Source organism: Luteibacter sp. W1I16, from assembly GCF_050434905.1.
Taxonomy (GTDB): Bacteria; Pseudomonadota; Gammaproteobacteria; order Xanthomonadales; family Rhodanobacteraceae; genus Luteibacter.
The window spans coordinates 1,987,637-2,011,825 of record NZ_JBNDJJ010000001.1 but is presented as its reverse complement, the minus strand read 5'-3'; the positions used below and the strand labels follow the sequence as shown (position 1 = coordinate 2,011,825).

24 protein-coding genes and 1 tRNA gene are annotated in these 24,189 nt (G+C 65.9%); 14 read left to right on the top strand and 11 right to left on the bottom strand.

The window, feature by feature from the left end; translation table 11 throughout:
• The first annotated feature begins 1 nt into the window (after window position 1).
• The 5 genes from QFZ41_RS09000 to QFZ41_RS08980 all read left to right on the top strand — a co-directional run bounded on the left by QFZ41_RS09000 (window position 2) and on the right by QFZ41_RS08980 (window position 3,890).
• Window positions 2-379, top strand: a complete 378-nt coding sequence (locus QFZ41_RS09000) for a DUF2894 domain-containing protein (protein WP_429198444.1) — start codon at window positions 2-4, stop codon at window positions 377-379.
• Between the two features lie 91 nt (window positions 380-470).
• Window positions 471-914 (top strand): SRPBCC family protein, encoded by a 444-nt coding sequence (locus QFZ41_RS08995; RefSeq protein WP_429198443.1) that lies wholly within the window; start codon window positions 471-473, stop codon window positions 912-914.
• An 18-nt stretch (window positions 915-932) separates the two neighbouring features.
• Window positions 933-1,586 carry a glutathione S-transferase family protein gene (locus QFZ41_RS08990; RefSeq protein ID WP_429198442.1) on the top strand — a complete coding sequence of 218 codons (654 nt, stop codon included), beginning with the start codon at window positions 933-935 and terminating at the stop codon, window positions 1,584-1,586.
• A gap of 185 nt (window positions 1,587-1,771) precedes the next feature.
• Window positions 1,772-3,340 (top strand): glycoside hydrolase family 30 protein, encoded by a 1,569-nt coding sequence (locus QFZ41_RS08985; protein ID WP_429198441.1) that lies wholly within the window; start codon window positions 1,772-1,774, stop codon window positions 3,338-3,340.
• A gap of 31 nt (window positions 3,341-3,371) precedes the next feature.
• Window positions 3,372-3,890: a hypothetical protein gene (locus tag QFZ41_RS08980; RefSeq protein WP_429198440.1), complete on the top strand. Its 519-nt coding sequence runs from the start codon at window positions 3,372-3,374 to the stop codon at window positions 3,888-3,890.
• 110 nt (window positions 3,891-4,000) lie between these two features.
• Here QFZ41_RS08980 and QFZ41_RS08975 read toward each other — a convergent pair whose 3' ends face one another.
• Entirely contained in the window at window positions 4,001-5,098 is a 1,098-nt protein-coding gene (locus QFZ41_RS08975) for a PQQ-dependent sugar dehydrogenase (RefSeq protein ID WP_429198439.1), read from the bottom strand.
• Between the two features lie 262 nt (window positions 5,099-5,360).
• Here QFZ41_RS08975 and QFZ41_RS08970 point away from each other — a divergent pair, with 262 nt between their 5' ends.
• The 5 genes from QFZ41_RS08970 (at window position 5,361) to QFZ41_RS08950 (ending at window position 9,147) form a co-directional block, all read left to right on the top strand.
• Window positions 5,361-6,455, top strand: a complete 1,095-nt coding sequence (locus QFZ41_RS08970) for a sensor histidine kinase (protein WP_429198438.1) — start codon at window positions 5,361-5,363, stop codon at window positions 6,453-6,455.
• The gene (locus QFZ41_RS08965) at window positions 6,452-7,285 is read left to right on the top strand and encodes a LytR/AlgR family response regulator transcription factor (RefSeq protein ID WP_429198437.1); all 834 of its coding nucleotides are present in this window, start codon (window positions 6,452-6,454) and stop codon (window positions 7,283-7,285) included. Before QFZ41_RS08970 ends, QFZ41_RS08965 begins: the two co-directional genes overlap by 4 nt.
• A gap of 110 nt (window positions 7,286-7,395) precedes the next feature.
• Window positions 7,396-7,902, top strand: coding sequence for a nuclear transport factor 2 family protein (locus QFZ41_RS08960; protein ID WP_429198436.1), 507 nt, complete (start codon window positions 7,396-7,398; stop codon window positions 7,900-7,902).
• Window positions 7,903-8,188: 286 nt separating this feature from the next.
• Window positions 8,189-8,998, top strand: a complete 810-nt coding sequence (locus QFZ41_RS08955) for a hypothetical protein (protein WP_429198435.1) — start codon at window positions 8,189-8,191, stop codon at window positions 8,996-8,998.
• A gap of 20 nt (window positions 8,999-9,018) precedes the next feature.
• Complete coding sequence (locus QFZ41_RS08950) at window positions 9,019-9,147, top strand: hypothetical protein (RefSeq protein WP_429198434.1); 129 nt, start codon at window positions 9,019-9,021, stop codon at window positions 9,145-9,147.
• A gap of 3 nt (window positions 9,148-9,150) precedes the next feature.
• On the opposite strand, the gene QFZ41_RS08945 is transcribed toward QFZ41_RS08950, so the two are convergent.
• The 3 genes from QFZ41_RS08945 to dtd form a co-directional block, all read right to left on the bottom strand.
• A tRNA-Ile gene (locus tag QFZ41_RS08945) sits at window positions 9,151-9,226 on the bottom strand.
• A 217-nt stretch (window positions 9,227-9,443) separates the two neighbouring features.
• Window positions 9,444-11,306 carry an RNA polymerase sigma factor RpoD gene (gene rpoD / locus QFZ41_RS08940; RefSeq protein ID WP_306848285.1) on the bottom strand — a complete coding sequence of 621 codons (1,863 nt, stop codon included), beginning with the start codon at window positions 11,304-11,306 and terminating at the stop codon, window positions 9,444-9,446.
• Between the two features lie 180 nt (window positions 11,307-11,486).
• Window positions 11,487-11,927: a D-aminoacyl-tRNA deacylase gene (gene dtd, locus QFZ41_RS08935; RefSeq protein ID WP_429198433.1), complete on the bottom strand. Its 441-nt coding sequence runs from the start codon at window positions 11,925-11,927 to the stop codon at window positions 11,487-11,489.
• A gap of 76 nt (window positions 11,928-12,003) precedes the next feature.
• Between dtd and QFZ41_RS08930 the strand changes: the two genes are divergently transcribed.
• Window positions 12,004-12,909, top strand: a complete 906-nt coding sequence (locus QFZ41_RS08930) for a lipid A biosynthesis acyltransferase (RefSeq protein WP_429198432.1) — start codon at window positions 12,004-12,006, stop codon at window positions 12,907-12,909.
• Here the strand turns inward: QFZ41_RS08930 and QFZ41_RS08925 are convergent.
• From QFZ41_RS08925 to QFZ41_RS08910, 4 genes are all read right to left on the bottom strand, one after another.
• The gene (locus QFZ41_RS08925; protein ID WP_429198431.1) at window positions 12,884-13,207 is read right to left on the bottom strand and encodes a tetratricopeptide repeat protein; all 324 of its coding nucleotides are present in this window, start codon (window positions 13,205-13,207) and stop codon (window positions 12,884-12,886) included. The two genes, QFZ41_RS08930 and QFZ41_RS08925, sit on opposite strands and share 26 nt — an antisense overlap.
• Window positions 13,204-15,147 carry an ArnT family glycosyltransferase gene (locus tag QFZ41_RS08920; protein ID WP_429200208.1) on the bottom strand — a complete coding sequence of 648 codons (1,944 nt, stop codon included), beginning with the start codon at window positions 15,145-15,147 and terminating at the stop codon, window positions 13,204-13,206. Before QFZ41_RS08920 ends, QFZ41_RS08925 begins: the two co-directional genes overlap by 4 nt.
• 112 nt (window positions 15,148-15,259) lie before the next feature.
• On the bottom strand, window positions 15,260-16,258 hold the full coding sequence (locus QFZ41_RS08915) for a glycosyltransferase family 4 protein (protein WP_429198430.1): 999 nt from the start codon (window positions 16,256-16,258) through the stop codon (window positions 15,260-15,262).
• A gap of 3 nt (window positions 16,259-16,261) precedes the next feature.
• Complete coding sequence (locus tag QFZ41_RS08910) at window positions 16,262-17,518, bottom strand: O-antigen ligase family protein (protein ID WP_429198429.1); 1,257 nt, start codon at window positions 17,516-17,518, stop codon at window positions 16,262-16,264.
• Window positions 17,519-17,663: 145 nt separating this feature from the next.
• Between QFZ41_RS08910 and QFZ41_RS08905 the strand changes: the two genes are divergently transcribed.
• Complete coding sequence (locus QFZ41_RS08905; RefSeq protein ID WP_429198428.1) at window positions 17,664-18,803, top strand: glycosyltransferase family 4 protein; 1,140 nt, start codon at window positions 17,664-17,666, stop codon at window positions 18,801-18,803.
• Here the strand turns inward: QFZ41_RS08905 and rsmB are convergent.
• Genes rsmB through def form a run of 3 tightly spaced genes read right to left on the bottom strand, consistent with a single transcriptional unit; the run spans window position 18,764 to window position 21,530 of the window.
• On the bottom strand, window positions 18,764-20,083 hold the full coding sequence (gene rsmB, locus QFZ41_RS08900) for a 16S rRNA (cytosine(967)-C(5))-methyltransferase RsmB (RefSeq protein WP_429198427.1): 1,320 nt from the start codon (window positions 20,081-20,083) through the stop codon (window positions 18,764-18,766). The genes QFZ41_RS08905 and rsmB overlap by 40 nt on opposite strands.
• Window positions 20,080-21,024: a methionyl-tRNA formyltransferase gene (gene fmt, locus QFZ41_RS08895; RefSeq protein ID WP_429198426.1), complete on the bottom strand. Its 945-nt coding sequence runs from the start codon at window positions 21,022-21,024 to the stop codon at window positions 20,080-20,082. The genes rsmB and fmt overlap by 4 nt, the downstream gene beginning before the upstream one ends.
• Before the next feature lie 2 nt (window positions 21,025-21,026).
• Window positions 21,027-21,530: a peptide deformylase gene (def, locus tag QFZ41_RS08890; RefSeq protein WP_429200207.1), complete on the bottom strand. Its 504-nt coding sequence runs from the start codon at window positions 21,528-21,530 to the stop codon at window positions 21,027-21,029.
• 203 nt (window positions 21,531-21,733) lie between these two features.
• Here def and QFZ41_RS08885 point away from each other — a divergent pair, with 203 nt between their 5' ends.
• Both QFZ41_RS08885 and dprA read left to right on the top strand, forming a co-directional pair.
• Complete coding sequence (locus tag QFZ41_RS08885; protein ID WP_429198425.1) at window positions 21,734-22,888, top strand: LysM peptidoglycan-binding domain-containing protein; 1,155 nt, start codon at window positions 21,734-21,736, stop codon at window positions 22,886-22,888.
• Between the two features lie 64 nt (window positions 22,889-22,952).
• Complete coding sequence (gene dprA, locus QFZ41_RS08880) at window positions 22,953-24,092, top strand: DNA-processing protein DprA (protein WP_429198424.1); 1,140 nt, start codon at window positions 22,953-22,955, stop codon at window positions 24,090-24,092.
• The last annotated feature ends 97 nt before the right edge of the window (window positions 24,093-24,189 follow it).

Below are 24,189 nucleotides of genomic sequence, written 5' to 3'. Positions count from 1 at the left end.
CGTGTCACGTGTACGCGGCCGGCTGGGGCAGCTGGTGGACGAGTTCGCCGGCGACGTCGCATCCCGCGCCTATCCCGAGCTTCCCGCCCTCGAGGAATTCCGGAAGATATGGTCCGGCCTGCGCGCCGAAAGCCGGCTGCGGCAGACGCTGGAGTATGTCCCCCGGAACGCGGGGCCGCTCAACTCGAATGCGCTCGTGCACCGGTCGATCGAGCTCATGCGCGAACTGTCCCCGGGATATCTGAGGCACTTCCTTTCCTATGTCGACGACCTGGCGTGGACGGAACGGGTGACAGCCGGAGGCGCGTCGGTGGAAAAGGGCGCGTCCCAGGCGGCGAGCATCGGCAAGCGGGCCAGGGGAAAGCGGGTCCGCCGATAGCCTTCGTGGTTTTTTTTTGAACGGATGTCGATCCGGGATGTCCCCGTTCGTCGTAGGCAATGAGGACTCCACCTCGCCACGAGAACTTCCCATGACCGGCACCGTTCGCCTGCATCGCGTATTCACCGCTCCGACCGAGCGCATCTACCGAGCCTTCCTCGACGCCGCCGCCACGTCCAAGTGGCTGCCGCCCGATGGCTTCACCTGCACCGTGCACGAACTGGATGCGCGGGTGGGCGGTAAGTATCGGATGACCTTCACGAATTTCTCCACCGGCAACGGCCACAGCTTCGGCGGCACCTATCTGGAACTGGTGCCGAACGAGCGTATCGTCCATGACGACCGTTTCGACGATCCCAACCTGCCCGGTAAGATGGTCACGACGATCACCCTGCGCGCCGTGTCCTGTGGGACGGACGTGCAGATCGTCCAGGAGGGGATTCCCGACATGATTCCGGTCGAGCAGTGCTATCTCGGCTGGCAGGAGTCGCTGACCCTGCTCAAGCGGCTGGTCGAAGTGGCGATACCGGACTGACCCAAAGGACATTCACGCATGAGCATTGTCATCACCGCGTTCGAGCGTTCCCCCGACGGCGGCATGGGCCTGGCGCGCGATACGCGTGTCCGCTGGGCGCTCGAGGAAGTGGGCCAACCGTATGAGGTCCGCCTCGTGCCCTTCGGGGCCATGAAGGAGCCCGCGCACGTGAGCCTTCATCCCTTCGGCCAGATTCCCACCTATGAGGAAGGCGACCTCGTGCTGTTCGAGAGCGGCGCGATCATCTTCCACCTCGCCGACCGCCATACGGGCTTGTTGCCGATGGATGCCAACGCCCGGGCGCGTGCGATCACCTGGATGTTCGCCGCGCTCAACACCGTGGAGCCGCCGATCCTCGAGCTCGTCACCGCCCGCTTCGTGGAGGGCGACAAGCCCTGGACTCCGGAGCGCATGCCCCTGATCGCAGGCCGTATCCGCGAACGGCTGGGGCGGCTCGTGACGCGCCTGGGCGACGCGGAGTGGCTTGATGGCGGTTTCAGCGCGGGCGACCTGACGATGGTGTCGGTGCTGCTCAGGCTCAGGCCATCGGGAATCCTTGCCGAGTTTCCGAGCCTGGCCGCTTATGTCGCCCGCGGCGAAGCGCGCCCGGCATACCAGCGGGCGTTCGCCGCCCAGTTGGCGATCAACGCCGCGCCGGTCCCCGGGCCCTGAGCCAGGCGTTCGTTTCCTCGCTGTGTGACGTCTTCTTGCGATGCGGTCAGGCCGTTCTTCTCGAGCGACTGCCGCGCCTTGCTCACCGAGACGTGGGGTAAGATCCCCCCATGTCTCGATGCGAAAGCCAGGAAGGTTCGTGGTCCTAATGAACGGCAACACGAGCGTTGGGATCTCCGGGCGCCATGGCTGAACGCCCGTCGGAGCCCGCGCGGACGGTCTACGTCTTCATCGCCTTGATCTCGCTGCTCACCATGGCAGCGCTTTATGCATCACGTTTCGTGCAGCCTGCCATCGGGCTCCAGGCCCCTCCGCCCGTAAGGCCGATCATGCCCGAAGTCGAGGTCTGGCTGAGCACGGCCGATCACCGACTGAAGCTGGCATCGCAGCCTGACGTCGAGATGAAGCCACACGATACCTCGCCCGCCGATGTGGTCATCGATCTCGGCACCAGGTATCAGACCATGACCGGCTTTGGCGCGGCCATGACTGATTCCTCGGCGTGGCTTCTCCAGAACACGTTGAACACCCTGCAACGCCGCGCCTTGTTGCGCGAACTGTATGGCGCACCACCGAACCTCAATCTCAACATGATGCGCCTGACCATCGGCGCGTCGGATTTCTCGTTGAGGTTGTATACGCTCGACGACATTCCTTTCGGCCAGACCGATACGACGTTGCAGCACTTCAACGTCGCGGCCAACCTTCAGGACGTGATCCCTGTGGTGCGTGAAGTCCTCTCCATCCATCCCGGCATGCTGATCGTGGCCTCACCATGGAGTGCCCCGGCGTGGATGAAGACCAACGAGAACCTGATCGGTGGCGAGCTCCTGGAGCAGTACGAAAGCACGTATGCGGACTACCTCATCAAGTATCTCGACGCTTACCGCAGCCATGGCATTCCCATCTTCGCCCTGACCTTGCAGAACGAGCCCGCTTACTCGCCCATCAGTTACCCAGGCATGGTCATGGGTACGGAGACACGCGCGCGGATCATCGCCAGGTACCTGGGGCCGAGGCTCGAAGGGCGAAAGCCGCGAACGGCGATCCTGGACTGGGACCACAACTGGAGCCATCCGGAGCAACCGCTCGCCGTGCTGGCCAACGCGGATGCCGCACGTTATGTCGATGGCGTGGCCTGGCATTGCTACGAAGGCAGCCAGCACGAGCAGGGCCGCGTGCACCGCCAGCACCCCGACAAGGACGCCTATATCACCGAATGTTCGGGTGGCGACTGGCCATTGAACATGAACGGTGAACTGCTCTGGTTCACCCGCAACCTGCTCGTCACCGGAACCCGTCAATGGGCGCGCGGGGTCATCTACTGGAACCTGGCGCTGGACGAGAACCACGGCCCCCATTTCGGCGGATGCCTGGCTTGCAAGGGCGTCATCACGATCGATTCGCAGACGGGCGCGGTGAGCCGCAACGACGAGTACTACGCGCTGGCGCACTTCAGCAAGTTCGTCCTGCCGGGCGCGACGCGGGTGAAGTCGACCGACACAGACGCCGACAAGGGCATCGCCAACGTGGCCTTTCAGAACGACGTCGACGGATCGATCGTTCTGGTGATGGTGAACATCAACACCTCGGCGCGACCTGTTTCGGTGACGGATGGCCGGTTCCGCTTCGAATACACGATGCCGCCGGAAAGCGTGGCGACTTTCGTGTGGAATCCGGATCTGCCGACGGCGTTGGTGCGGCGTGCGTTGCGATGGTTGGGTGGGGGTGGTGTTCCAGCACGGGTGGAGTGAGTATGAAGAACCCGCATGGAAAGGAGTGGAGATGAGATTCCTGCCGAGAGCCCATGTACTAGCGTTCACCCTCATGGCGTTCGCGACCAGTTTGTCCGCCGCCGCCGGGGCGCCGGAGGCCGCGCTTCCGACGCATCCGGCAACCTCACCTTTAATCGGAAGCTGGTCGCTCGATACGTCGCGCCTACCCATGCCGCCCGACCAGCGTCCGAAGAGCGTCACGTTTACATTCGGCGATGCAGGCGGCGGCAAGTGGGTCACGCGCGTCGATATCGTCTATGCGCCTGGCGTAGAGGTTCACTCCGTTTCCACGGCCACGCCGGACGGGACTTACGCCGCCATCGAGAACAGTCCGGAAGCCGACCATGTCGCACTGGAGCGGCCCGCGCCCAACGTCCTGGTCATGGCGCTGCAGAAAGACGGCGTTCTCATGTCGACGCGAATCTATACCGTGTTGCCAGATGGACGTAATCTCGTCGAGACCGTGGTTTATCCAGGAGCCAACCGTACGCCCGTGATGCGCGCCAACTACTTCGCCCGCGTCCGCTGACTCAGCCGTTCATGATGCGTGAGAAGATCGCCTGGTGCAGCCATCGTGGCGCTATCTCGAACACACTGTGCTGGCATTGATGCGGGAGCGACGCAGGCATGAGCCTTGAGTCAGGGTCGCCGCTCCAGCCGCAGCAAACGTCCATCGGATTCGTCCGTGAGCAGGTAGACGCTACCGTCCGGTGCCTGCTTCACGTTGCGCAGGCGCACGCCGGTGAGCAGTACTTCCTCGCCGACCACGCGATCTCCCTGCAAGTCCAGCCGGAGCAAGCTGCCCGTGCTCAGCCCCGCCAGGAGCAGGTCACCGCGCCATTCCGGAAACTGCTTCCCACGGTAAACGGCCAGTCCGGCGGGTGCGATGGTGCGATCCGTCCAGGTCCATGCCGGAGCGGTGTAGACCGCGCCCGGTAGCGTCTGCGGCACATAGCCAGCATCGCGGTGGCGGCCCGCCGTATGCACGGGCCATCCATAGTTCGCATGGGGCCGCAGCAGATTGATCTCATCGCCCCGCGTGGCCCCGTGCTCGGACATCCAGATGCGCCCATCGTCCGCCTGTGCGAGTCCTTGCGCGGAACGGATGCCCAGTGCGTAGATCCCCGGTACCGCGCCCTTGCCGAAATCGGGATTGCCGCGCGCCGGTTTGCCATTCAGGGTGAAGCGATAAATTTTACCGCGTCGATCCGTGGGGTCCTGCGACACAGGTAGCGGAGGGTTGCTGCTTTCGCGGAAATGGCGCTCGCCGATGGTCATGTAAAGGTGACGCTGGCGATCGATCAGCAGCCCACCACCGTAATGGAAGCGCTCCGACGAGCGTGGCGTGGCATCGAAGAGCGGTCGCACGTCGACGAGGCGATCGTCAAGCAGACGGGCCGTGGACAGGCGGGTCGTCGTGCCATCCACACCGCGCGATGTATACGTGAAATAGATACGGTGGTTGCGAGCGAAATCCGGGTGCAGCACCACGTCGAACAGGCCGACATTGTCGCCGCGTCCTTGCGCGGCATTCTCCAGATCGTCCGGCATGCCGGCGACCGGGTGTTTTTCGCCCCCTGGAGTGATCCGAACCAGCACGCCTTCTTTCTCACTGACGAGGAAGTCCCCTTGAGGAAGGAATGCCATCGACCACGGGCGCCGGAGGCCCGCAGCAACGGGGACCGTTTCCACCCGGGCCGTCGCCATGTTCGCGGCCAGTATCAGTTCGAGCAGCATCGACGACTCCTTTGGTATGGTGCGTTCGCGGCCCGTATCGGGCACGCGTCGGGTGGAAGGAGGGGACTGCTTATGTCGTCGACGAGGCTAGCCGTTACAGAGACACCCGGTAGGGCGTTTGCGCCGAAGCGTTCCGCGTGCGCGCCGAACCGAATCGCGGCGGCCACCCGGCGGAGGTGTCCCGTCTATGCTGTCGACAGGTCGCACCACCTACGCCATGACTCCTGATCCCGTCGTTCCGAACGATCCTCCATCGCCCCCTGTGCTGGGCGCGCTGCCGCCGGCAAGATCGACGAACGCGCTGTTCTGGTGGCTGCACGCCGGCGGCTGGGGTGGCGTGTTCCTGGTCAACTATTTCTCCGCACTCGCCAACGGGAAACCGGCCGAGTACTGGACGGTATTGCTCGCCGTGGCCGTCACTGGCTTCCTCGGCACGCTCGGGCTGCGTTACCTGCTGCGCGCGTGCGGCGACCGGCCGCCGGCGCGAGTGGCGTTGCTGATGATCGTGCCAGCGGTGCTGATCGCCGCGTCGATGGGGCTCACTTATAAGCTGGTGACTGATCTGGAATGGTGCCGCCAATGCCTGCCCTTCACCGGTTTCGGCTATTTCACTTACGTGATCAGCCAGCTCTACGTGGTGGTCGGTTGGGCCAGCCTTTATCTGGTCATGACCACCTGGCGCAAACTCCGCATGCAGACGGAAACCGCGTTGGCCGCGACCGCGATGGCGCACCAGGCGCAGCTGAAGATGCTGCGCTATCAGTTGAACCCGCACTTCCTGTTCAACACCCTCAATGCGATCTCGACGTTGGTGCTCGATCGCGACAACGCCACCGCTAACCGGATGGTGCAGGGGTTGAGCGCCTTCCTCCGTCATTCGCTCGATGCCGATCCGATGCAGCGGGTGACGTTGAAGCAGGAACTGGATGCGATCGGCCTGTACCTGGATATTGAAAAGACCCGTTTCGCCGAGCGTCTGCGGGTGGACGTCGAGGTCGAACCGTCTTGCTGGCAGGCGCTGCTGCCAAGCCTGTTGCTGCAACCGCTGGTGGAGAACGCCATCAAGTATTCGGTGGTCAAGCGGGTGGAGGGCGGCATGATCGGTTTGCGTGCGATTCGCGAAGGTGATTATCTGAAACTCTCGGTCATCGACGATGGCCCGGGATGGCCGGAACTGGAGCAAGGGGGCATGCCGACGGACAGCACGCCACGCGGCACCCGGGTCGGCCTTGCCAATACCCGTGACCGGCTGAGCGTGCTGTATGGGGTACGGCAGAACTTCGAGTTGCGTAACCGCAGCGAGGGCGGTTTTGCGGTGACGATGACATTGCCATTCGAGATCGAGGGGATGTCATGACTTCGTCCAAGGCCACACAGGAAAGGACGATCCGGACGCTGCTCGTCGACGACGAACCCTTGGCCCGGCGGGGACTGGAATTGCGCCTGGCCGGTGAACGCGACATCCATATCGTCGGCCAGGTCGGCGATGGCGCGGCGGCGGTGCGCGCGGTGTCGGAACAGGCGCCGGACCTGCTGTTCCTGGACGTGCAGATGCCTGGCCTCGACGGCTTCGCGACCCTGCGCGCGATTCCGGCGCAGCAGATGCCACTGGTGGTGTTCGTTACCGCCTATGACCACTACGCGCTCGATGCCTTCGAAGCGAGCGCGGTGGATTACCTTCTCAAGCCGGTGGACGACGGGCGGCTGCATCAGGCACTGTTTCGCGTGCGCGAAGCGCTTGATCGTCGTGAGGCCAGCGATCACCGCGCAAAGCTGCTCGGCCTGCTCGGTGCGCTGAGTGGCCGCCCGGCACTGACCCTCGACGAGGCACTTGAGGCCGAGGGTGCGCAGGAACTGCGTGATCCTGAAGCGCCGCTGGCCGTTCGCGACGGTGCGCGAACATTGCGTCTGTCGCGCGCCAGCATTCGTTGGATCGATGCAGCGGGTGACTACCTTTGCATCCACACCGATCGTGATACCCACGTGCTACGCGCCACCCTTGGGCAGCTAGAGAAGCGCCTGCACGCGAGTCGTTTTCCGCGCATCCACCGTTCGACGCTGGTCAATGCCGACCGCGTCGTAGCGCTAAGACCGCATCTAAACGGCGAGTACTTCCTGACCCTGGACTGTGGGCAGGAACTCAAGTTGTCTCGCAGTTACCGCGACAGGCTCGCGCTGTTCAAGTGAGATGATGCGCCGGAAGGCGTTGCGCCGAAGCGTGCGAAATCCGCGGTGAAAGCGATTGTCCGAGGGGCTATCGCCGGACATTCTGCGTCGACTTCCCACGGAGACGTGCCATGAACCAGCAACAGATTCGCAGCCTGCTCGCCGTCGCCCTCGTTACGTTCACGACAGGCGCGCAAGCCCTGCAAGTCGATGTACCCGCGAATCGACAGACGGCGCAGCAGGACTCCGCCGCCCAGCAAGGTATGAGACAAGCCATCCAGCACTACTTCAGCGGACAAGCCACCGGCGAGGCATCGCATATGCGCCAAGCCTTCCTGCCGAGCGCTCGAATCGAGAGCGTGCGCGACGGCAAGTTCACGTCGCTGTCCCTGGACGAGTTCTGTGCGCTCTTCAAGGGAAAGGTGGCTGACAATGAAGCGTCGCGCGTGCGGACGATCGATTTCATGGATGCTTCGGGCAATGCGGGCACTGCCCGAGTCACCCTGAATTATGGTGCTGTCGTGATTACCGACTACTTCTTGCTGCTGAAGGTAGGCGATGAATGGAAGATCGCGAACAAGATTTCGTACTTCGACCGAAAAGAATCAGTTCGGCCGAGCAATGCCGCCATCAGGTAACTGCCGCACTCCGGTGGGCTTTGTCGCAGAACGCGTAGGGCCTGCCCCGGATGACCTTTTTTCGCCCTCGGTGGGCCGCCCGTACCGAGATAGGCCGTCTTTGCGAAAATTCTCAAAGCTGTCTGCCCAGCGTGCCTGTCCGGCAGCGCAGGTTTAACCTGCGACCGCAGATATGGCGCCCCTAGGCGCGGCAGGTATTGACGGAGCCGGCCGACCTCATTTCTGCTCCGTAAGCCTGCTAGTCCCGGCCGGCATTCGACGTTCATCTCAGACAAGGACTTGTGTGATGCGCATGTTCGATAAATGGCTTGCTTCTACCCTTCTTGCCGCTACCCTCACCAGCGCTCCGGCCCTCGCCGCCCCCCAACCTCCCATCGACCCGCCATCGGAAGCGCTTGTCATCAGTGGCGCTGATGCGGATCTCCGTCTGGCGCTTGGGGATGCCTACCCGGCCTTTGCCCGGAACTTCACTGTCACGGCCCATCCTGTGGCCCTGAAAGACGGTGGGTTGTTCCTTGACGGCTGGCGAACCGGCGCTCCGCTCGCCCACGCTGCAGCGTTCGTCCACTATGCCGACGGCCGGACGTTCGCCGCTTACTTTGACGAAGAACGGGGCGAAATCATTTACGTCGGTGATGGTTCCGTTCATCCCGCGCTGCGCATCTGGGCACGGCGATTCGGTCCTGCCTTGCACGTGACGCCACCCGTCACCCCGTCGACCTCGCCCGCCCGCACGTCGTCCAGCACGGCGCCGTCGGCCACTGCCGACACACCGACAGCAGAAGATCAAGTGGAGCTACGAAAGGTTGCAGCCTCCGTATGGGGCGAGGGCCTTGCCTCCGGATGGGACATGAATGCCGAAGTCGGCGACATCCTGGGCACCGTCACCCACGAAATCATGGAGTGCTCGGCTGCTTTCAGCCTGGTCCCAAAGCCAGTCGGCTGGGTTCCGGGATGGTCGTACGTGGCCAAAAGTGCTCTGTCCATCGTCGCGTACGTCACCGGCGTTTCCAAAGACCGCCGCTACCAGACCTGCGTGAGTGCCGCTGCCGTCAATTGGCGTAGCGCCATCGAAATCGCCTCTGCCGGCATTTGACCATCGTGGCGGAATTTGTCGTGTACTTGCTCAGCGCCATTGCCGACTACTGGGGCCAGGCCGGACAGCGCCGGGCCTGGTGGATGCTGGGCGCCACCTTGATCGTCATCGCGGTGGTGTGGGCAGTGTTCGTCAAACGTGCTGCATAACGTTGGTGGGCCCACCAGGACTCGAACCTGGAACCAAAGGATTATGAGTCCTCTGCTCTAACCATTGAGCTATAGGCCCTTGCAGCGCAAGGAGTGTAGCGGATGGCGCAAGGCAGGTGGAGAGGTGGCCGTGCCGTCGGCGCGATCGAACCCATGTTCAATAATTTCGTATGTTCATTTTCATAGAACATATAAAACAATTGAACAAAAGTCTGAAGGCCGACGATTAGATTGCGGCCCAAAAGAAAATGCCCGCTTGCGCGGGCATTTTTGTCTCACTTGGTCACGTCGCCCGATCAGTCAATATCGAGGAACGAGCGCAGCGTTTCCGAGCGACTCGGGTGGCGCAGCTTGCGCAGGGCCTTGGCTTCGATCTGGCGGATGCGCTCGCGGGTGACGTCGAACTGCTTGCCGACTTCTTCCAGCGTGTGATCCGTGTTCATGTCGATGCCGAAGCGCATGCGCAGCACCTTCGCTTCACGCGGGGTGAGGCCGGCGAGCACGTCACGCACGGTTTCCATGAGGCCCGTCTCGGTCGCCGACTCGACGGGCGAGCTGGCGTTGGTGTCTTCGATGAAGTCGCCAAGATGCGAATCTTCGTCGTCGCCGATCGGGGTTTCCATGGAGATCGGTTCCTTCGCGATCTTCAGGACCTTGCGGATCTTGTCTTCCGGCATCTCCATTTCCTTCGCCAGCTCTTCCGGCGTCGGCTCGCGGCCGAACTGCTGGAGCATCTGGCGGGAGATGCGGTTCAACTTGTTGATCGTTTCGATCATGTGCACCGGGATACGGATGGTGCGGGCCTGATCGGCGATCGAGCGGGTGATGGCCTGGCGGATCCACCACGTCGCGTAGGTCGAGAACTTGTAGCCGCGACGGTATTCGAACTTGTCCACCGCCTTCATCAGGCCGATGTTGCCTTCCTGGATGAGGTCGAGGAACTGCAGGCCGCGGTTGGTGTACTTCTTGGCGATCGAGATCACCAGGCGCAGGTTCGCCTCGACCATTTCCTTCTTGGCGCGGCGGGCCTTGGCCTCACCAACGGACATCGCGCGGTTGATTTCCTTGATGTCGGTCAGCGGCAGATACAGGGTGCGCTCGATCTGGGCGAGCTTCTCCTGCTCCGCGTCGATGGCTTCGCGGTAGTTCTTGATGTTCGGCGACCACTTCTGGCGCTTGCGCGACAGTTCGGCGGCCCATTCGAGGTTGCCTTCGTTCGACGGGAAGCTCTTCAGGAACTCGGCGCGCGGCATCTTCACCTGCTTGACGAAGATGTCCATGAGCACGCGCTCGTGGTGACGGATGTCGTTCACCACTTCGCGCAGCTTGCGCACGAAGCTGTCGATCAGCGCCGACGGGAGCTTCAGGTTGAGGAAGGCTTCCGACATCTGCTCGCGGATCTTCGCGACCTTCTTGTCGTTGATCTCCGCCTTCGGTGCGGCCTTCTGGAACTTGGCGTGCAGCGAACGCAGTTCTTCCATGCGGCGCTTGACCTCTTCCGGGTCGGGACCGGTCGGGCCGGCTTCCTCTTCCTCGGCGGGGGCACCCTCGACTTCCTCGTCGTCGGTCTCGGCATCGGCGTCGACCACCACGGCCGCGTCGGCCTCGGCCTGGGCGGCGTCGGCGGCTTCTTCAAGATCGGCGAAACCGGCGAGGATCTCGCTCAGGCGGCGCTTGCCTTCCACGTGCTGGTCGTATTCCTCGAGCAGCAGCTGGATGGTGAGCGGGAAGCTGGCCAGCGCGGTCTGCACCTGGCTGAGGCCTTCCTCGATACGCTTGGCGATGGCGATCTCGCCTTCGCGGGTCAGCAACTCGACCGTGCCCATTTCGCGCATGTACATGCGGACGGGGTCGGTGGTGCGGCCCACCTCGGCGTCCACAGCAGATAGCAGCGCCACGGCTTCTTCAGCCGCCGACTCGTCATCGGTGCTGGCGCCGGGGGCGGCACCGTCGGAGATCGTGTCGGTATCCGGCGCGGAATCGTGGACTTCGATGCCGACGCCCTTGAGCACCGCCATGATGTCTTCGATCTGCTCCGGATCGACGATGTCGTCGGGCAGGTGGTCGTTGATTTCCGCGTAGGTCAGATAGCCCTGCTCCAATCCCTTGGAGATGAGCTGTTTGATTTCAGACTGTTGCTCGTGAGCTTTATTAGTCATGCCGACCGCCGCGGGTTACAGGAACCGATCAGTATAGTCATCTGATGATTTTTTGACCAGTTTTCAAGTGGATCGGCCTCACCGGCACCACGCAAAAATCGCGCCAGAGGGCCTGTTCGGGCCGGGGCGTTCACGTGGCGGTGAGGAAGGATGGGGGCTCGGCCCCTCGGGCAGGACACCTCAGCGCACCTCCAGACGGAAGGTGACCGGGCCATCATTGATCAGGTGAACCTTCATATGGGCACCGAAGCGGCCAGTTTCCACCCCCGGCTGGGCAATGCCCGCCAGGGCGACCAGGCGATCGAACCAGCGGCGCCCCTCTTCGGGAGGTGCCGCCGTGGTGAAGCTGGGGCGCATGCCCTTGCGGGTGTCGGCGGCGAGGGTGAACTGGCTGACCAGGAGCAGCCCGCCACCGGTCTCCGCCAGGCAAAGATTCATCTTGCCTTGCGCGTCGGAGAACACCCGGTAGCCGCGCAGGCGCTCCAGCATCCGCACGCACTGGGCTTCGCCATCGCCCGGTTCCACGGCCACGAGAGCGAGCAGGCCGGCACCGATGGCGCCCACCGTTTCCCCGTCGACCTCGACGCGTGCGGACTCGACCCGCTGGATCACTGCAATCATGGACAAGCTTAGCGGCGGATGGGCGCCAAGCTTAATGGGAACGAGGCCGATTGGCAGGCGAGTTACACTTCGCGGAATGCGCCCGGACATCTACCTCCTTTATCTCCTGCTCAGGCTGGTGAGCCTGTTCCCGCTGCGTACCGTCCATGCCATGGGTGCCTGGATCGGCCGGCGTTCGTTGCGTTCCCATTCGCGCAGCGCCCGCTATAGCGCGGTGAACCTGCGCCTGACCCGCCCGGAGTTGTCCGAGGCCGAACGTGCCGACCTGCTGCGCCGGACGATGGAGGAATCGGGCAAGTCGGTGACCGAGGTGGCCGCGATCTGGGGCGGCGGCGCCGAGAAATCGCTGGGCATGGTCCGCGAAGTGGTCGGTGGCGAACTGTTCGCCGAGGCCCTCGCCTCGGGCAAGGGCGTCATCGTGGCCGCCCCCCACCTCGGGTGCTGGGAGCTGCTGAACTACTGGCTGTGCAGCAAGACGCCGATGGCCATCCTCTACCGCCCGCCGCGTATCCAGGCGATCGAGGCGCTGCTGCGCAAGGTCCGCGGCAAGCTCGCACCCGAACAGGTGAGGGCGGAAGGTGCCGGCGTGCGGACCTTGTTCAAGCGCCTGGGAGCCGGTGGCACCGTCGGCATCCTGCCGGACCAGAAGCCGCGCGAAGGCGAGGGTGAGTTCGCGCCGTTCTTCGGCGTCGACGCGCTCACCATGGTGCTGTTGCCGCGCCTCGCGGCGCGCACGGGAGCGACGGTGCTATTCAGCTTCGCCGAGCGCCTGCCCGATGGCGAGGGCTTCCGCATCCACGTGCTGCCCGCGCCGGAAGGCATCGACAGCGCCGACCTCAAGATCGCCTGCACGGCGCTGAACCAGGGCGTGGAGCGTTGCGTGGAGCGGGCCTTCCCGCAGTACCAGTGGCACTACAAGCGGTATACGGCGCACGACCGCCCCGACCCGTACAAGCTCAACGCGGGCGCGAAAGCCGGTTGAGGAAGACGGTCATTTCCTTCGCCGCCTGGATGTCGCCGCGCCGGGTGGCGGTGTCGATGCCGGAGCGCCACGCCGTGGCGGCGCCTTCCTCGTCATCGACCGCCAGCAAGGCCTTTCCCAGCAGCTTCCACGCCGCGGAATAATCCGGATCGAACGACAGCGCCTCGCGGAACGATTGCGCGGCGTCCACGTACTGGCCGTCGCCGAGCAGCGCGTTGCCGATCGAAAAGCGCAACAAGGCCCCGTCGCGGACGCCGCCGATTTGCGCGCGCAGCCGTTCGACGAGGGGATCGGTCACCGCAGTGCCGTCCGCGTGCGCCAGTAATCCTGCGGATAGAGCAGGGTCGGTTGACGCGGCTCGGCCGGAAGCCGGCCGTTCTGCAACGCGTTGAGCGTCGGTGCGTCCCAGATCATCAGCCACCCCGTGCGCGACGGCTGGATCAGGCGCGCGTAGCGGAAGGCGTTCGCCGGCGGATGCTTGGCGTAGGAGATCACCAGTCCATCGGGATGGTGGCGCGCGAAATCGTCGAGGGTGTCGCCGTCGTGCACCACGTCATCGTCGTCCTCGTCCACCTGCGCGGGCATGCCAGGCGCGACCTTCAAGCGCGCGATGGGATGCATCAGCCGGCCGGCGAAGTGGTACTGGCCGTTGTAGGAGACGCCGAGGTTGCCGATGGGCCGCCCGGCGGCGTCCGCCTGGCCGAGGAAGAGCGAGGCGGGCGTGAGGTCGTAGCGATACCAGAGACCCAGGGTGAAGAGCGCGTTGAGCGCCACCGTGCCGATGAGGCCGGCGAAGGCCAGCCGGCGCATTTCGCCACGGCCGCGAAGCAGCAGCAATGCGCCCAGCACGATGAAGATCACGCCGAAGAAGCGCGCGTACGGCGCCATCCCCACGAGCCAGATGTTGTCGGGGAAACGCGAGGGCACCACCGACGGCATGGCGAACAACGCGATCGCCAGCAGGAAGGCGCCGAGCGACAGCGGCCACGTGCCCAGCGCGTAATGCGACGCCAGTCCCTTGTGGCGTTCGCGCAGGTCGGCGACCGACGAGGCGACCAGCATGGTGGCGCCCGCCAGTTCGGGCAACACGTAATAGAGCTGCTTGCCGGTGATCAACGAGAAGGTGAGCAGGGTGGGCAGCAGCCACGCCACGAGGAAACGCAGCCCGGGTTCCAGTGGCTGCCGCGCAAGCGCGAGGAACAGCGGCAGCAGCACGAGCACCACGAGGACCTTTTCGGCCCAGCCGGGGAAGTGGGCGCCCGCGGCGGACGCGAGCAAGAGCAGCAACGCCACTCCCGCGCAGACCAGCGCCGCCGTGGTCCCCGGACGCCAGGGCCGACGGAACAGGGTGGTGGGCACGGCGACGAGGCCACGTAACCAGCCGCTGAGCGGGAACAGCAGCACCGGCAGGAACAGGAGGTAATACCAGACCGGCCGAGCGTGGTTCTGCAGGTCCTGCACCTTCGCATCGACGACGCGGCCCGCGGTCTGGGTGAAGAACAGGCGCTGGCGATAGGCCTCGCCACCGGCTTCACCGGCGGGGATCGCCCAGGCCAGCAGGATCGCGAAGCCGATCAGGACGCCCAGCACGCCGAAGCCGTACCAGCGGGCCTTGTTCTGCCGCGCCCAGTCGTTCCACAGCGGGCCGAGCAGGAACGGGAACAGCACGTGGACCACCATCACCGGCCCCTTGGTGAGCAGGCCGGCGCCGATCATCAGGCCGAACAACCACCATCGCGGTTGCGCCCGCGTGGCGGTGGGCGTGAGGCAGAGCAACGCGGCCAGCACCCAGACCACGAGGAGCACCTCGTACATGATCTGCAGGCCGAACAGGAAGGCGTACGACAGCGCCATCAACAGCCACGGCGTCGCCTTCGCCACCCACGGCCGCGTGGGGAACAGCCGGCCCGCCAGAAGAGAGGCGAGCACCAGCTGCACGCCGCCGAAGATCACCTCGAGGATGCGCGGCCAGACGTCGGTGACGCCGAATACCGCCCAGCCGGCATGGATCATCCAGAACAGGAGCGGCGCCTTCTCGCTGTACGGGTCGCCATTGATGTGCGGCACCAGCCAGTGCCCATGCGCCCACATCTCCCAGGCGACGGCGAGCGTTCGCGTGGAAAACATGGGCATCGGGCCGTGCGCGAAGATGGCTAGCAAGGCCATGGCGGCCCACAGGGGCAGCCACGGCCAGAGGGCGCGCAGATGTTCCGATCGGGTATAGGCGCTGTTGGACAAGGGCGTCGTCACCGTTAAAGGATCATGAATTCTAAACGTACCGTGGCGGGAATGGCTGACTTTAGTCGTACCGCTCCCGCCGTCTGTGCGGCGTGGACAGCACCGGGCGGCGTTAGCGAAGCAGGCTGTCGAGCGCGCCGCGGAGCCGTCCGGCAAAGCCGGACTGGTTGTTTTCATACCAGCGCCGCGCACCATCCCCGAGCCGGCGCAGTTCGTCGTCCGGCAGGGCGGCGGCGCGTTCGACGCAGGCTTCGAGGGCCGTTTCGTCGAACTGCCACAGCGGGGACGCGTTGAGCGTGCCGTTTTCGCGTGCCGCGACCAGCAGACCCCTGTCCTCGCCCACCAGCTCGTTCATGGGCGGTGCGTCCGTGGCGAGCACGACGGCGCCGCAACTCATCGCTTCCACGATGTAGTGGCCCCAGCCTTCGGCTTCCGATAGGCAGAGATGGAACGCGTGCGCGTTCTGCAGCCGCCGGATGTCCTCGATGTCGTCGACATAGGTGATCCGGTGATCCAGGTTCGCGGCCGTGCCGGCCGTGTCGCCGCGCGCGGTGGAGGGCGATTGCAGCACGTGCAGGGTGGGCCACTCCGGGTGGCGCCGCCAGACGTCGAGCAAGCGCTCGGTCCCTTTCATCCGGCTGGCGCCGGCGAGGTGGAGGAAGTCGCGGTTCCGTTCGATGCCCTCCCGGCGGCAGTCGATGCTCTGGAAGCCGATGACGTGCACGGGCAGGCCCTGGGCGGCGAAGGTGTCCTTCGCCACGGCGGTCTTGCACAGGATCGCGTCGAAGCGATGCAACTGGCGCCGGTCGCGGCGCGAAAGCCATTCGGGGTTCGGCACGAGCGCATTACGCCGCGCGAGCGGCAGGTAGGCGGCGTGCACATGTTCGAGCGTGATGCCCAGGTCGAACCGGCGCGGCCCCCGCCGGGCAAGCCATCGGGCATGCATCCGCCATCGTAGCCACCACGCGCGCCAGGGCAGGCCGCGGCTGCGTCGCGGCACCGAGGTGATCGACACCTCGTGGCCCAGCCCGCGCAGGGCGTCCTCCAACAGACGGATGTCGTGGCTGAGGCCACGGCCGTTGTTCCAGGCAATCAGATGGATGAAAGCCACGCCTCAGCGCACCGCGGCCGGTCGTTCGGCGGCATACAGCAGGCGGCCGATATGGACGGCGAGGCCCAGCGTGAGGAAGAAATAGAGCGAGTGCGGCATCGGACGGTAGAAAACGTTGTCCGTCAACGCGCACAGCGCGTACATGCACACGGTGCTGAGGCCCGCGCTGGCCGGCATGGCGATGGCGTTGTCCGGGTGGAACGCGTGGCGCAGGAAGAACGCCAGCGCGCAGCCGAACAACAGCACGAGCACGGCCAGCCCCGGCAGGCCACCCGTCACCGCCCATTCGAGGTATTCACTATGCGGGTGGTCGTAGCGCTCCACCGTGGCGTTGACCTTGCCCTCGGCGATGCGTGCCCGGGCGTAGTCGCCGAACTGGTTCAGGCCCACGCCCGCGAGCGGATGGTCGTCCAGCGCCATGGTCGCGGTGCGCCACATTTCCAGGCGTTCGCGCACGGCGCCACTCGCGTCCTGCTCGCTGTACGTGGACATTTCCTCCGTCACCGCGGCGAAACGGGTGAGCACTTCACCGTGCAGCGTCGTCGCCGCGCCGGCCGCGGCGGCGATGCCGATCGCGAGGAAGGCCAGCCCTTCGCGCCAACGTCCCGTCCGCCGTGACTGGATCAGCACCACGATGACGAACACGGGCAGGAAAGCGAGCAGGGGGCCGCGGCTCTGCGTCAACAACGCGCCGTAGATGCCCAGTGCGGCGAAGACGAGGTGCAGCACGCGCTCGCCGCGGCCAAGCTCGCTGCGCAACGCCTGCACCACGGCGATCAGTGCCAGCACGAGCATGAACATGCCGAATTCGATGGCGCCCCACAGCCCGTTGTTGATCCCGTAGACGCGATCGATGCCCTCGATGTAGTGCTGTTCGAGGCAGACGATGCCGAGCACGCCCGCGGACGCCCCGAAACCGAGACGCAACACCACGGGCCGCAAGGGGCTGGCGAAAGCGACGGCGATCACCAGGAAGGCGAGGATGTGCGAGGTGACGTCGAACTCACGCCAGTCGATGCCGTGCACCGCCACGTTCACCAGCCAGAAGAGGAAAGCCAGTGCCGCCGGCCCCAGCACCCAGCGGGCCCGGCGGCAGGCAGCGCGCGCCTCGGGATCGCGAATCAGCATCCACACGCCCAGAAGGAACAGGACGGCGGCGGGAATGGCCTTCGCCTTGATCGGAAGCGCGAACGACAGCGGCATGATCGCGATCAGCAGCGAGACGATCCACACGCGCCCTGGGTTGGTTTTTTCGAGCACTCGGCACCTGGCTTGGATCGGGGACGGCGTGGCGGCCACGCCACACGGCGGCCCAGATGGTACTTTACCGGACGGCCGATGCCGCTCCGGAGCGATCCTCGTGGGCCGGCCGGAATTCAGCTTCGGCGAGGACCGACCCAGGACGATGAAGCTCCTCTTCACGAATTTCCACGACGGCGACGGCGGCGGTCACACCACTTACATCATCGGCCTGGCGCAAGGGCTTGCGGGGCGCCATGAGGTGCATGTCGCGGCGCCTCCCGGCAGCCGTCTGAACCGCGAATCCCGCGGAATCGCCGGCGTGCACGTGCTCGACCAGCCGTTTCCGAACGGCCTGGGCCGTCTCCCGGCACGTCGCCGGGCGCGCCGCCAGTTGGCTGCATACCTCCGGCGCGAACGGTTCGACCTCGTCCACGTGAACGGCTCGGCGGACCATCGGCTCGTTATGTCGGCCCTGCATGGCCTGCAGCCCCGTCCTCCCATCGTCCTGACCAAGCACAACTCCAAGCCGATGACCGGCCTGGGGCATGCGTGGCGCTCGCGCTTCGGTACGGATCAGGTGATCGCGGTATGCGAGTTCGTGCACCGCCAGGTGCTGGCGTCGCCCTATAAGCGCTGCCGCGTGGCCACGGTGTTCAATGGCGTGGACGTCGATCGCTTCGCGCCTCGCGCTTCCGATCCCGCGCAACGCGCGGCATGGCTCGCGCTGGAAAACGGTACCGGCGAACCCCTGTTGATCGGAAGCAACGCCGGCACCGCGCGCTACAAGGGCTGGATGGACTTGATCGAAGCGATGGCTTCGCTCGCCCCCGGCGACCGCACGCGATTGCGGGTGGTTCTCGCCGGCGGCATGCCCGGCGCGGACGACCTGGCGCGGATCGAGGCGCTGGGCGTCGCCCCTCAGGTTCATTTCACCGGCCGGCTGGCCGACGTGCGGCCCATGGTGGCCGCGTTGGATGCGGGCTTTGTCCTGTCGTGGGATGTCGAGACGATCTCGTTCGCCTGCCGCGAAATGATGGCGATGGGCAAGCCGGTACTGGTCAGCGATTACGCGGGGCTTCCCGAGAACATTCGCCAGGACGAGGACGGCTGGATCGTGCCGGCGCGGGATCGGGGTGCCATCGCGCAGGCCTTGCGCAACCTGCTAGCCATGCGCGCGCGGCTTCCCGACATGGGTGCGGCGGCACGCGCGCATGCGTTGGCCGAGTTCGGGATGGAGCGTTTCGTGAGCGCCACGGAAGCCGTCTACGCGGCGTTGGTCGCTGACTTTTCCAGCAGGGCGTAATACATGCCATCGAGGTCGCCATCGCCCGGCAGGATCTGCCAACCCACGGCGGCGGCTTGTCCCACGGGCAGGGTGAACGGCACGGCGATGGCATCGGTGCGGCTGGCGAGGAAGGCTGTGACCACGCCTTCGTTCTCCCGCCGCAAGAGCGAACACGTGACGTAGAGCAGGCGCCCGCCGGGAGCCAGGACGTCCCAGCAAGCAGCGAGGATGCGTTCCTGCTGCGGAACCAACGCGTCGATGTCGCCCGCTCGCCGATGCAAGCGTACGTCGGGCCGGCGGCGGATCACGCCCGTGGCCGAGCATGGCGCATCGATCATCACGCGATCGAAGGGACGGCCGTCCCACCAACCCGCGGTGTCGCCCGCGTCGCCGACGACGACCTCCGCTTCGAGGCCCAGCCGCTCCAGGTTCTGCCGGATACGCGGCACGCGATGCGCCTCGGATTCCACCGCGAGCAGCGACACCGCCGCCCGCTCCAGGACATGGCAAGCCTTGCCGCCCGGCGCCGCGCATGCGTCGAGTACCCGTTGTCCATCGGCGAGGTCGAGCAGGTCGGCGGGAACCTGTGCGGCACCATCCTGCACGGCGAAGTGGCCCTGGGCGAAACCGGGCAGGCGAGTGACGTCGGTGCTGTGTGGCAGCACCAGTCCGTCTTTCAGCCAGGGATGGAGATCGACCTCCTGTCCGGCGGCGCGCAGGGCTTCCGCCGCCTCGGCACGCGCCACGCGGTGGCTGTTCGCGCGCAGCATCAGCGGCGGTTCCGTGTTCGCGGCGGAGAGGAGGCCGTCGACCTGCGCCGGCCAGTCGTTCGTGATCGCCTCTACCAGCCACGCCGGGTGTGCATGTCGCGTGGCCGGCACCGCATCGAGTTCGGCCAGCAAGGTTTCGCGTTCACGCTGCCACCGGCGCAGTACGGCATTGACCACCCCGGCGAGTCGTGGCCGGCGCAATTCGCGAACCGCTTCGACCGTGGCGGCCACGGCGGCGTAGCCTGGCAACTCGAGAATCTCCAGTTGCACCAGCCCGGCGACCAGCAGTGCGTGCACGATGGGTTCGTTGCGCCGGATCGGCTTGTCGAGGAGGCGATCGAGTGCCGCGTCGAAGCGAGGCCACCAGCGGGCTCCCTCGTTGAGCAGCGCGGTGAGCAGGGCGCGGTCGCGTGAATCCGGCAGTCGGGGCAGCGCGCGGTCGGCGACCTCGCGCAGCGAGTGCCCGGAAAGCGCGATGTCGGCGAGGGCTTCCGCGGCAAGGGCGCGTACCGAGATGGCGCGGCTCACGAGGCGGCCCGCTTCAGCTCCGGACGGGCGTTGAGGTAATCCGCCGCGCCGATCCGGCGCCCGCCCGCCCTTTGCACGGCGGTGAGTCGCAGGGCGCCTTCCGCGCAAGCCACGTCGATGCCCGCCCGGGAAGCCGCGATCACCTCGCCGGCAGGCACGCCGGGGACTCCCTCGATGGCGCGGGCGGACCAGATGCGCAGTCGCTCGCCGGCGACATCCGCTTCGGCGACCGGCCAGGGATCGAAGGCGCGCACCTTCCGCTCCAGTTCGGTGGCCGGCAGGGAAAAGTCGAGGCGGGCTTCCGCTTTGTCGAGCTTGTGCGCGTACATCACGCCGTCCTCGGGCTGGGCCCGAGGGGTCAGGATTTCACCGGCGAGGGTCCTGCGCAGGCCTTCGGCGAGTGCGTCCGCGCCCAGCGCGGAAAGCCGGTCGTGCAGGCTGCCGCCGGTGTCGTCCGCGCCGATCGGCGTGCGCCGCTCGACCAGAATGGGGCCGGTATCGAGGCCTGCCTCCATCTGCATGAGGTCGACCCCCGACTCGCTGTCGCCGGCGAGGATGGCGCGCTGGATCGGCGCGGCGCCGCGCCAGCGCGGCAACAGCGATGCATGGACGTTCCAGCAGCCCAGGCGAGGGATCGCTAACACCTTGCGCGGAAGGATGAGCCCGTACGCGACCACCACCATGAGGTCGGGGGCGTATGACGCGAGCCGGTCGCGGTCGGCTTCCGCCTTGAACGACTCGGGCTGCTCGACGGGAATGCCGGCGGCGAGCGCGGCCTCCTTCACGGGGCTGGCGGCGAGCTTGCGGCCACGGCCGGCGGGCCGGTCGGGCTGGGTGTACACGGCGACGACATCCACGCCCGAGGCGCGGCAGGCCTCGAGGCAGGGCACCGCGAAGTCAGGCGTTCCGGCGAACACCACCCGCAGGGAACGGCCGGCCACGATCAGGCGCTGGCCTTGCGCTGTTTTTCCATCCGCTTGAGCAGCATCCCGCGCTTCAACGGCGACAGGTAGTCGACGAACACCTTGCCGGCCAGGTGATCCATCTCGTGCTGGATGCACACGGCGAGCGGGCCTTCGGCCTCGACGATGATCTCCTTGCCGTCGACATCCCGGGCGCGGACCTTCACACGCAGGGCGCGGGTCACGTCCGCATAGATGCCCGGGAACGACAGGCAGCCTTCCTGATAGACCTGCTGGCCGTCCTTTTCCAGGATCTCCGGGTTGATCAGCGCCAGAGGCTCGTTGCGGTCGTCACTCATGTCGGCCACCAGGACGCGCTTGTGCACGTTCACCTGGGTGGCGGCGAGGCCGACGCCGTTGGCGGCGTACATGGTTTCGTACATGTCGGCGACGAACTGCTTCAGTTCGGCGTCGAACTCGGTGACCGGGGCGGCGACGGTGCGCAGGCGCGGGTCGGGGAATTCCAGGATGGCGAGGGTGGACACGGTGTCACCTTGAACGTTCACGGGCCGCTGCGGCGCCTGTGCCCGGATTTGCGGGCAAATCGGCGAAATCCAAGCAACGGCGTCTGTAGGATGGCCCGGTATTCTACGCCCGCGCCGGGGACCGGGCGAGCAGGCGTATGTATTGTGCCCGTTAACGATTCAGTTACACTCGCGACAGCACCGGGGAAGGGGGAAAACCCGCCATGATCAAGAAGTTCGCCATGCTGCTTGGCGGCATGTTGTTTACTGTGGCCGTCTATGCGGCGGCGGCCCAGATTCGTCCCGATCACCCCGACACCTATACGGTGCGCAGGGGCGACACCCTTTGGGACATTTCGGCCCGCTTCCTCAGCAAACCCTGGCTCTGGCCGGAAATCTGGCAGGCGAATCCGCAGGTTCGCAATCCGCACCTCATCTATCCGGGTGACGTGCTCAACCTCTCGATGACCGGCGGCGGCCCTCGCATCGGCCTGCAGCCGCGCGTGCGCACCGATGGCGATGCCATTCCGGCGATTCCGCTCAGCGAACTGCGCATGTTCCTGAAGGAGCTGCGCGTGATGGACGCCGACGAGGTCGAGCGCTCGCCGTACCTGGTCGGCTTCGAGGAAAACCATCTGCGCGCGACCCCGGGCAACAAGATCTACGCCCGCGACCTGGATTCCGCGCAACCCGGCCAGCGCTGGGCCATCGTCCGCCCGACCAACCGTTTCCGCGACCATGGCGGTTCGGACGGCAGCGTCGACATGGTGGGTAATCCCTCGCACGGCTCCTTCGTGGCCGACGAGCTCGACAGCGACGTGTCCATGGCGCCGAGCCCATGGCGCGAGGATTCGCGCCACGACACCCATACGGGCAAGGGCGACGATCGCGGCGTCGAGGTATCGGTGATCGGCACGGCCGAGGTCATCGCGACCAACGGCGACGTGTCCAGCCTCGTCCTCGTCGATTCCACCCTCGAGGTGCGCAAGGGCGACCGCCTGATGCCGGTCGACGATAAGCCGTACGACCCGTATTTCTACCCGCATGCGCCGAAATCGATGCCGGCCGATCCCCGCGTGATCGGTTTCACCGACGCGCTGAGCGGCGTCGGCAGCCGTCAGGTCATCTCCATCTCGGCGGGTTCGGCGGACGGGGTCGACAACGGCACCACCTTCACCGTGATGAGCCAGGGCGAGAAGATCCCCGACGAAGTCAGCGGCAACTACAACCGCCGCGACACGTCCCGCAAGGTGCAGCTGCCGGACGAGTTCGGTGGCCACATCATGGTCTTCCGCACCTTCGACCATGTCAGCTACGCGCTGGTGATGGACGCACTCCGCCCCTTGCGGAAGGGCGATCGCCTGGTCTTGCCGGAATAAGGCCCCACCCGGATTGGAGGCCGGTTCCGGCAGGAATGGCTTGCGCGCCCCCTAAACTGCGCGGATGACCGATTCCGACGACCTCCGCGACTGGCTGATCCTGCTGCGAACCCCCGGGCTGGGCGCCCGGCGGGTTCGTGAGGGCCTGGCCACTCGCGGCGATGCCGCTTCCCTTCTGCGCTGGCTGGCGCGCCACGCCGACACCCTCGACGCCGAGGGCCGGGCGTGGATCGAGCAACCCGACGAAACCGCGCTTGCCCGGGATATCGCCTGGCTTGCCGGCGGAGACCAGCGCCTGCTTCGTTGCACCGAGGAAGACTTCCCGCCGCAACTGGAAGCCATTCCCGATCCCCCGGCGGCCTTGTTCGTCAAGGGCGATGCTTCGCTGCTGCTGCGCCCGCAGGTGGCGATCGTGGGGGCCCGGCGCGCCCAGGCACCGGGTCTGGCCAACGCCCGGCGCTTCGCCGCCGAACTCTCGGTGGCCGGGCTTCTGGTCACCAGCGGCATGGCCGACGGGGTCGACGGGGCGGCGCACGAGGCCGCGCTGGAGGCCGGCCAGCCCACGGTGGCGGTGATCGGCACGGGTCCCGACCGGGTCTACCCGAGGAAACACCATGCCCTGGCCCGGCGCATCGCCGCCCAGGGCGCCATCGTCAGCGAATACCCGCCGGGCACGCCCGCGCTGGTCCACCATTTCCCCCAGCGCAACCGGATCATCGCCGGGCTGAGCCTCGGGGTGGTGGTGATCGAGGCCGGGCGCCGCTCCGGTTCGCTGATCACCGCCCGGCAAGCCGGGGAACAAGGGCGGGAGGTCTTCGCTTTGCCCGGATCGATCCACAACCCCTTGGCCGAGGGCTGCCACGCCCTCATTGCAGAGGGTGCCCGTCTCGTTCAGAAACCCGACGAAGTCCTCGCCACCCTGGCCCCCGCGGCCCTGGAACTGGGCGCGGAGCTACGTGCCCGGTTGGAGCGGACCGAGAGCCCGGCCGGGGTCGGCCGGCGCAAGACCGGCCCGTTCGATTGGCGCAAGGATGAGGAATATCGCCGCCTGCTCGACGTCATGGGGTACGATCCCGCCTCCCTCGACGCCTTGGTGGACGCGACGGGCCTCGCTCCCGGAGCGCTGTCGTCGATGTTGCTGATACTGGAACTCGAAGGCGAAATCGCGACGCTGCCGGGCAACCGCTACCAGCGCATGGCCTGATCGCCGACGCTTGACAGCCGTCACGGCGATATGTTTCCAACTAAATATATACATACGCTGGGGTTCACTCGCCCCCGCGCTCCCCTCGGAATCGGTA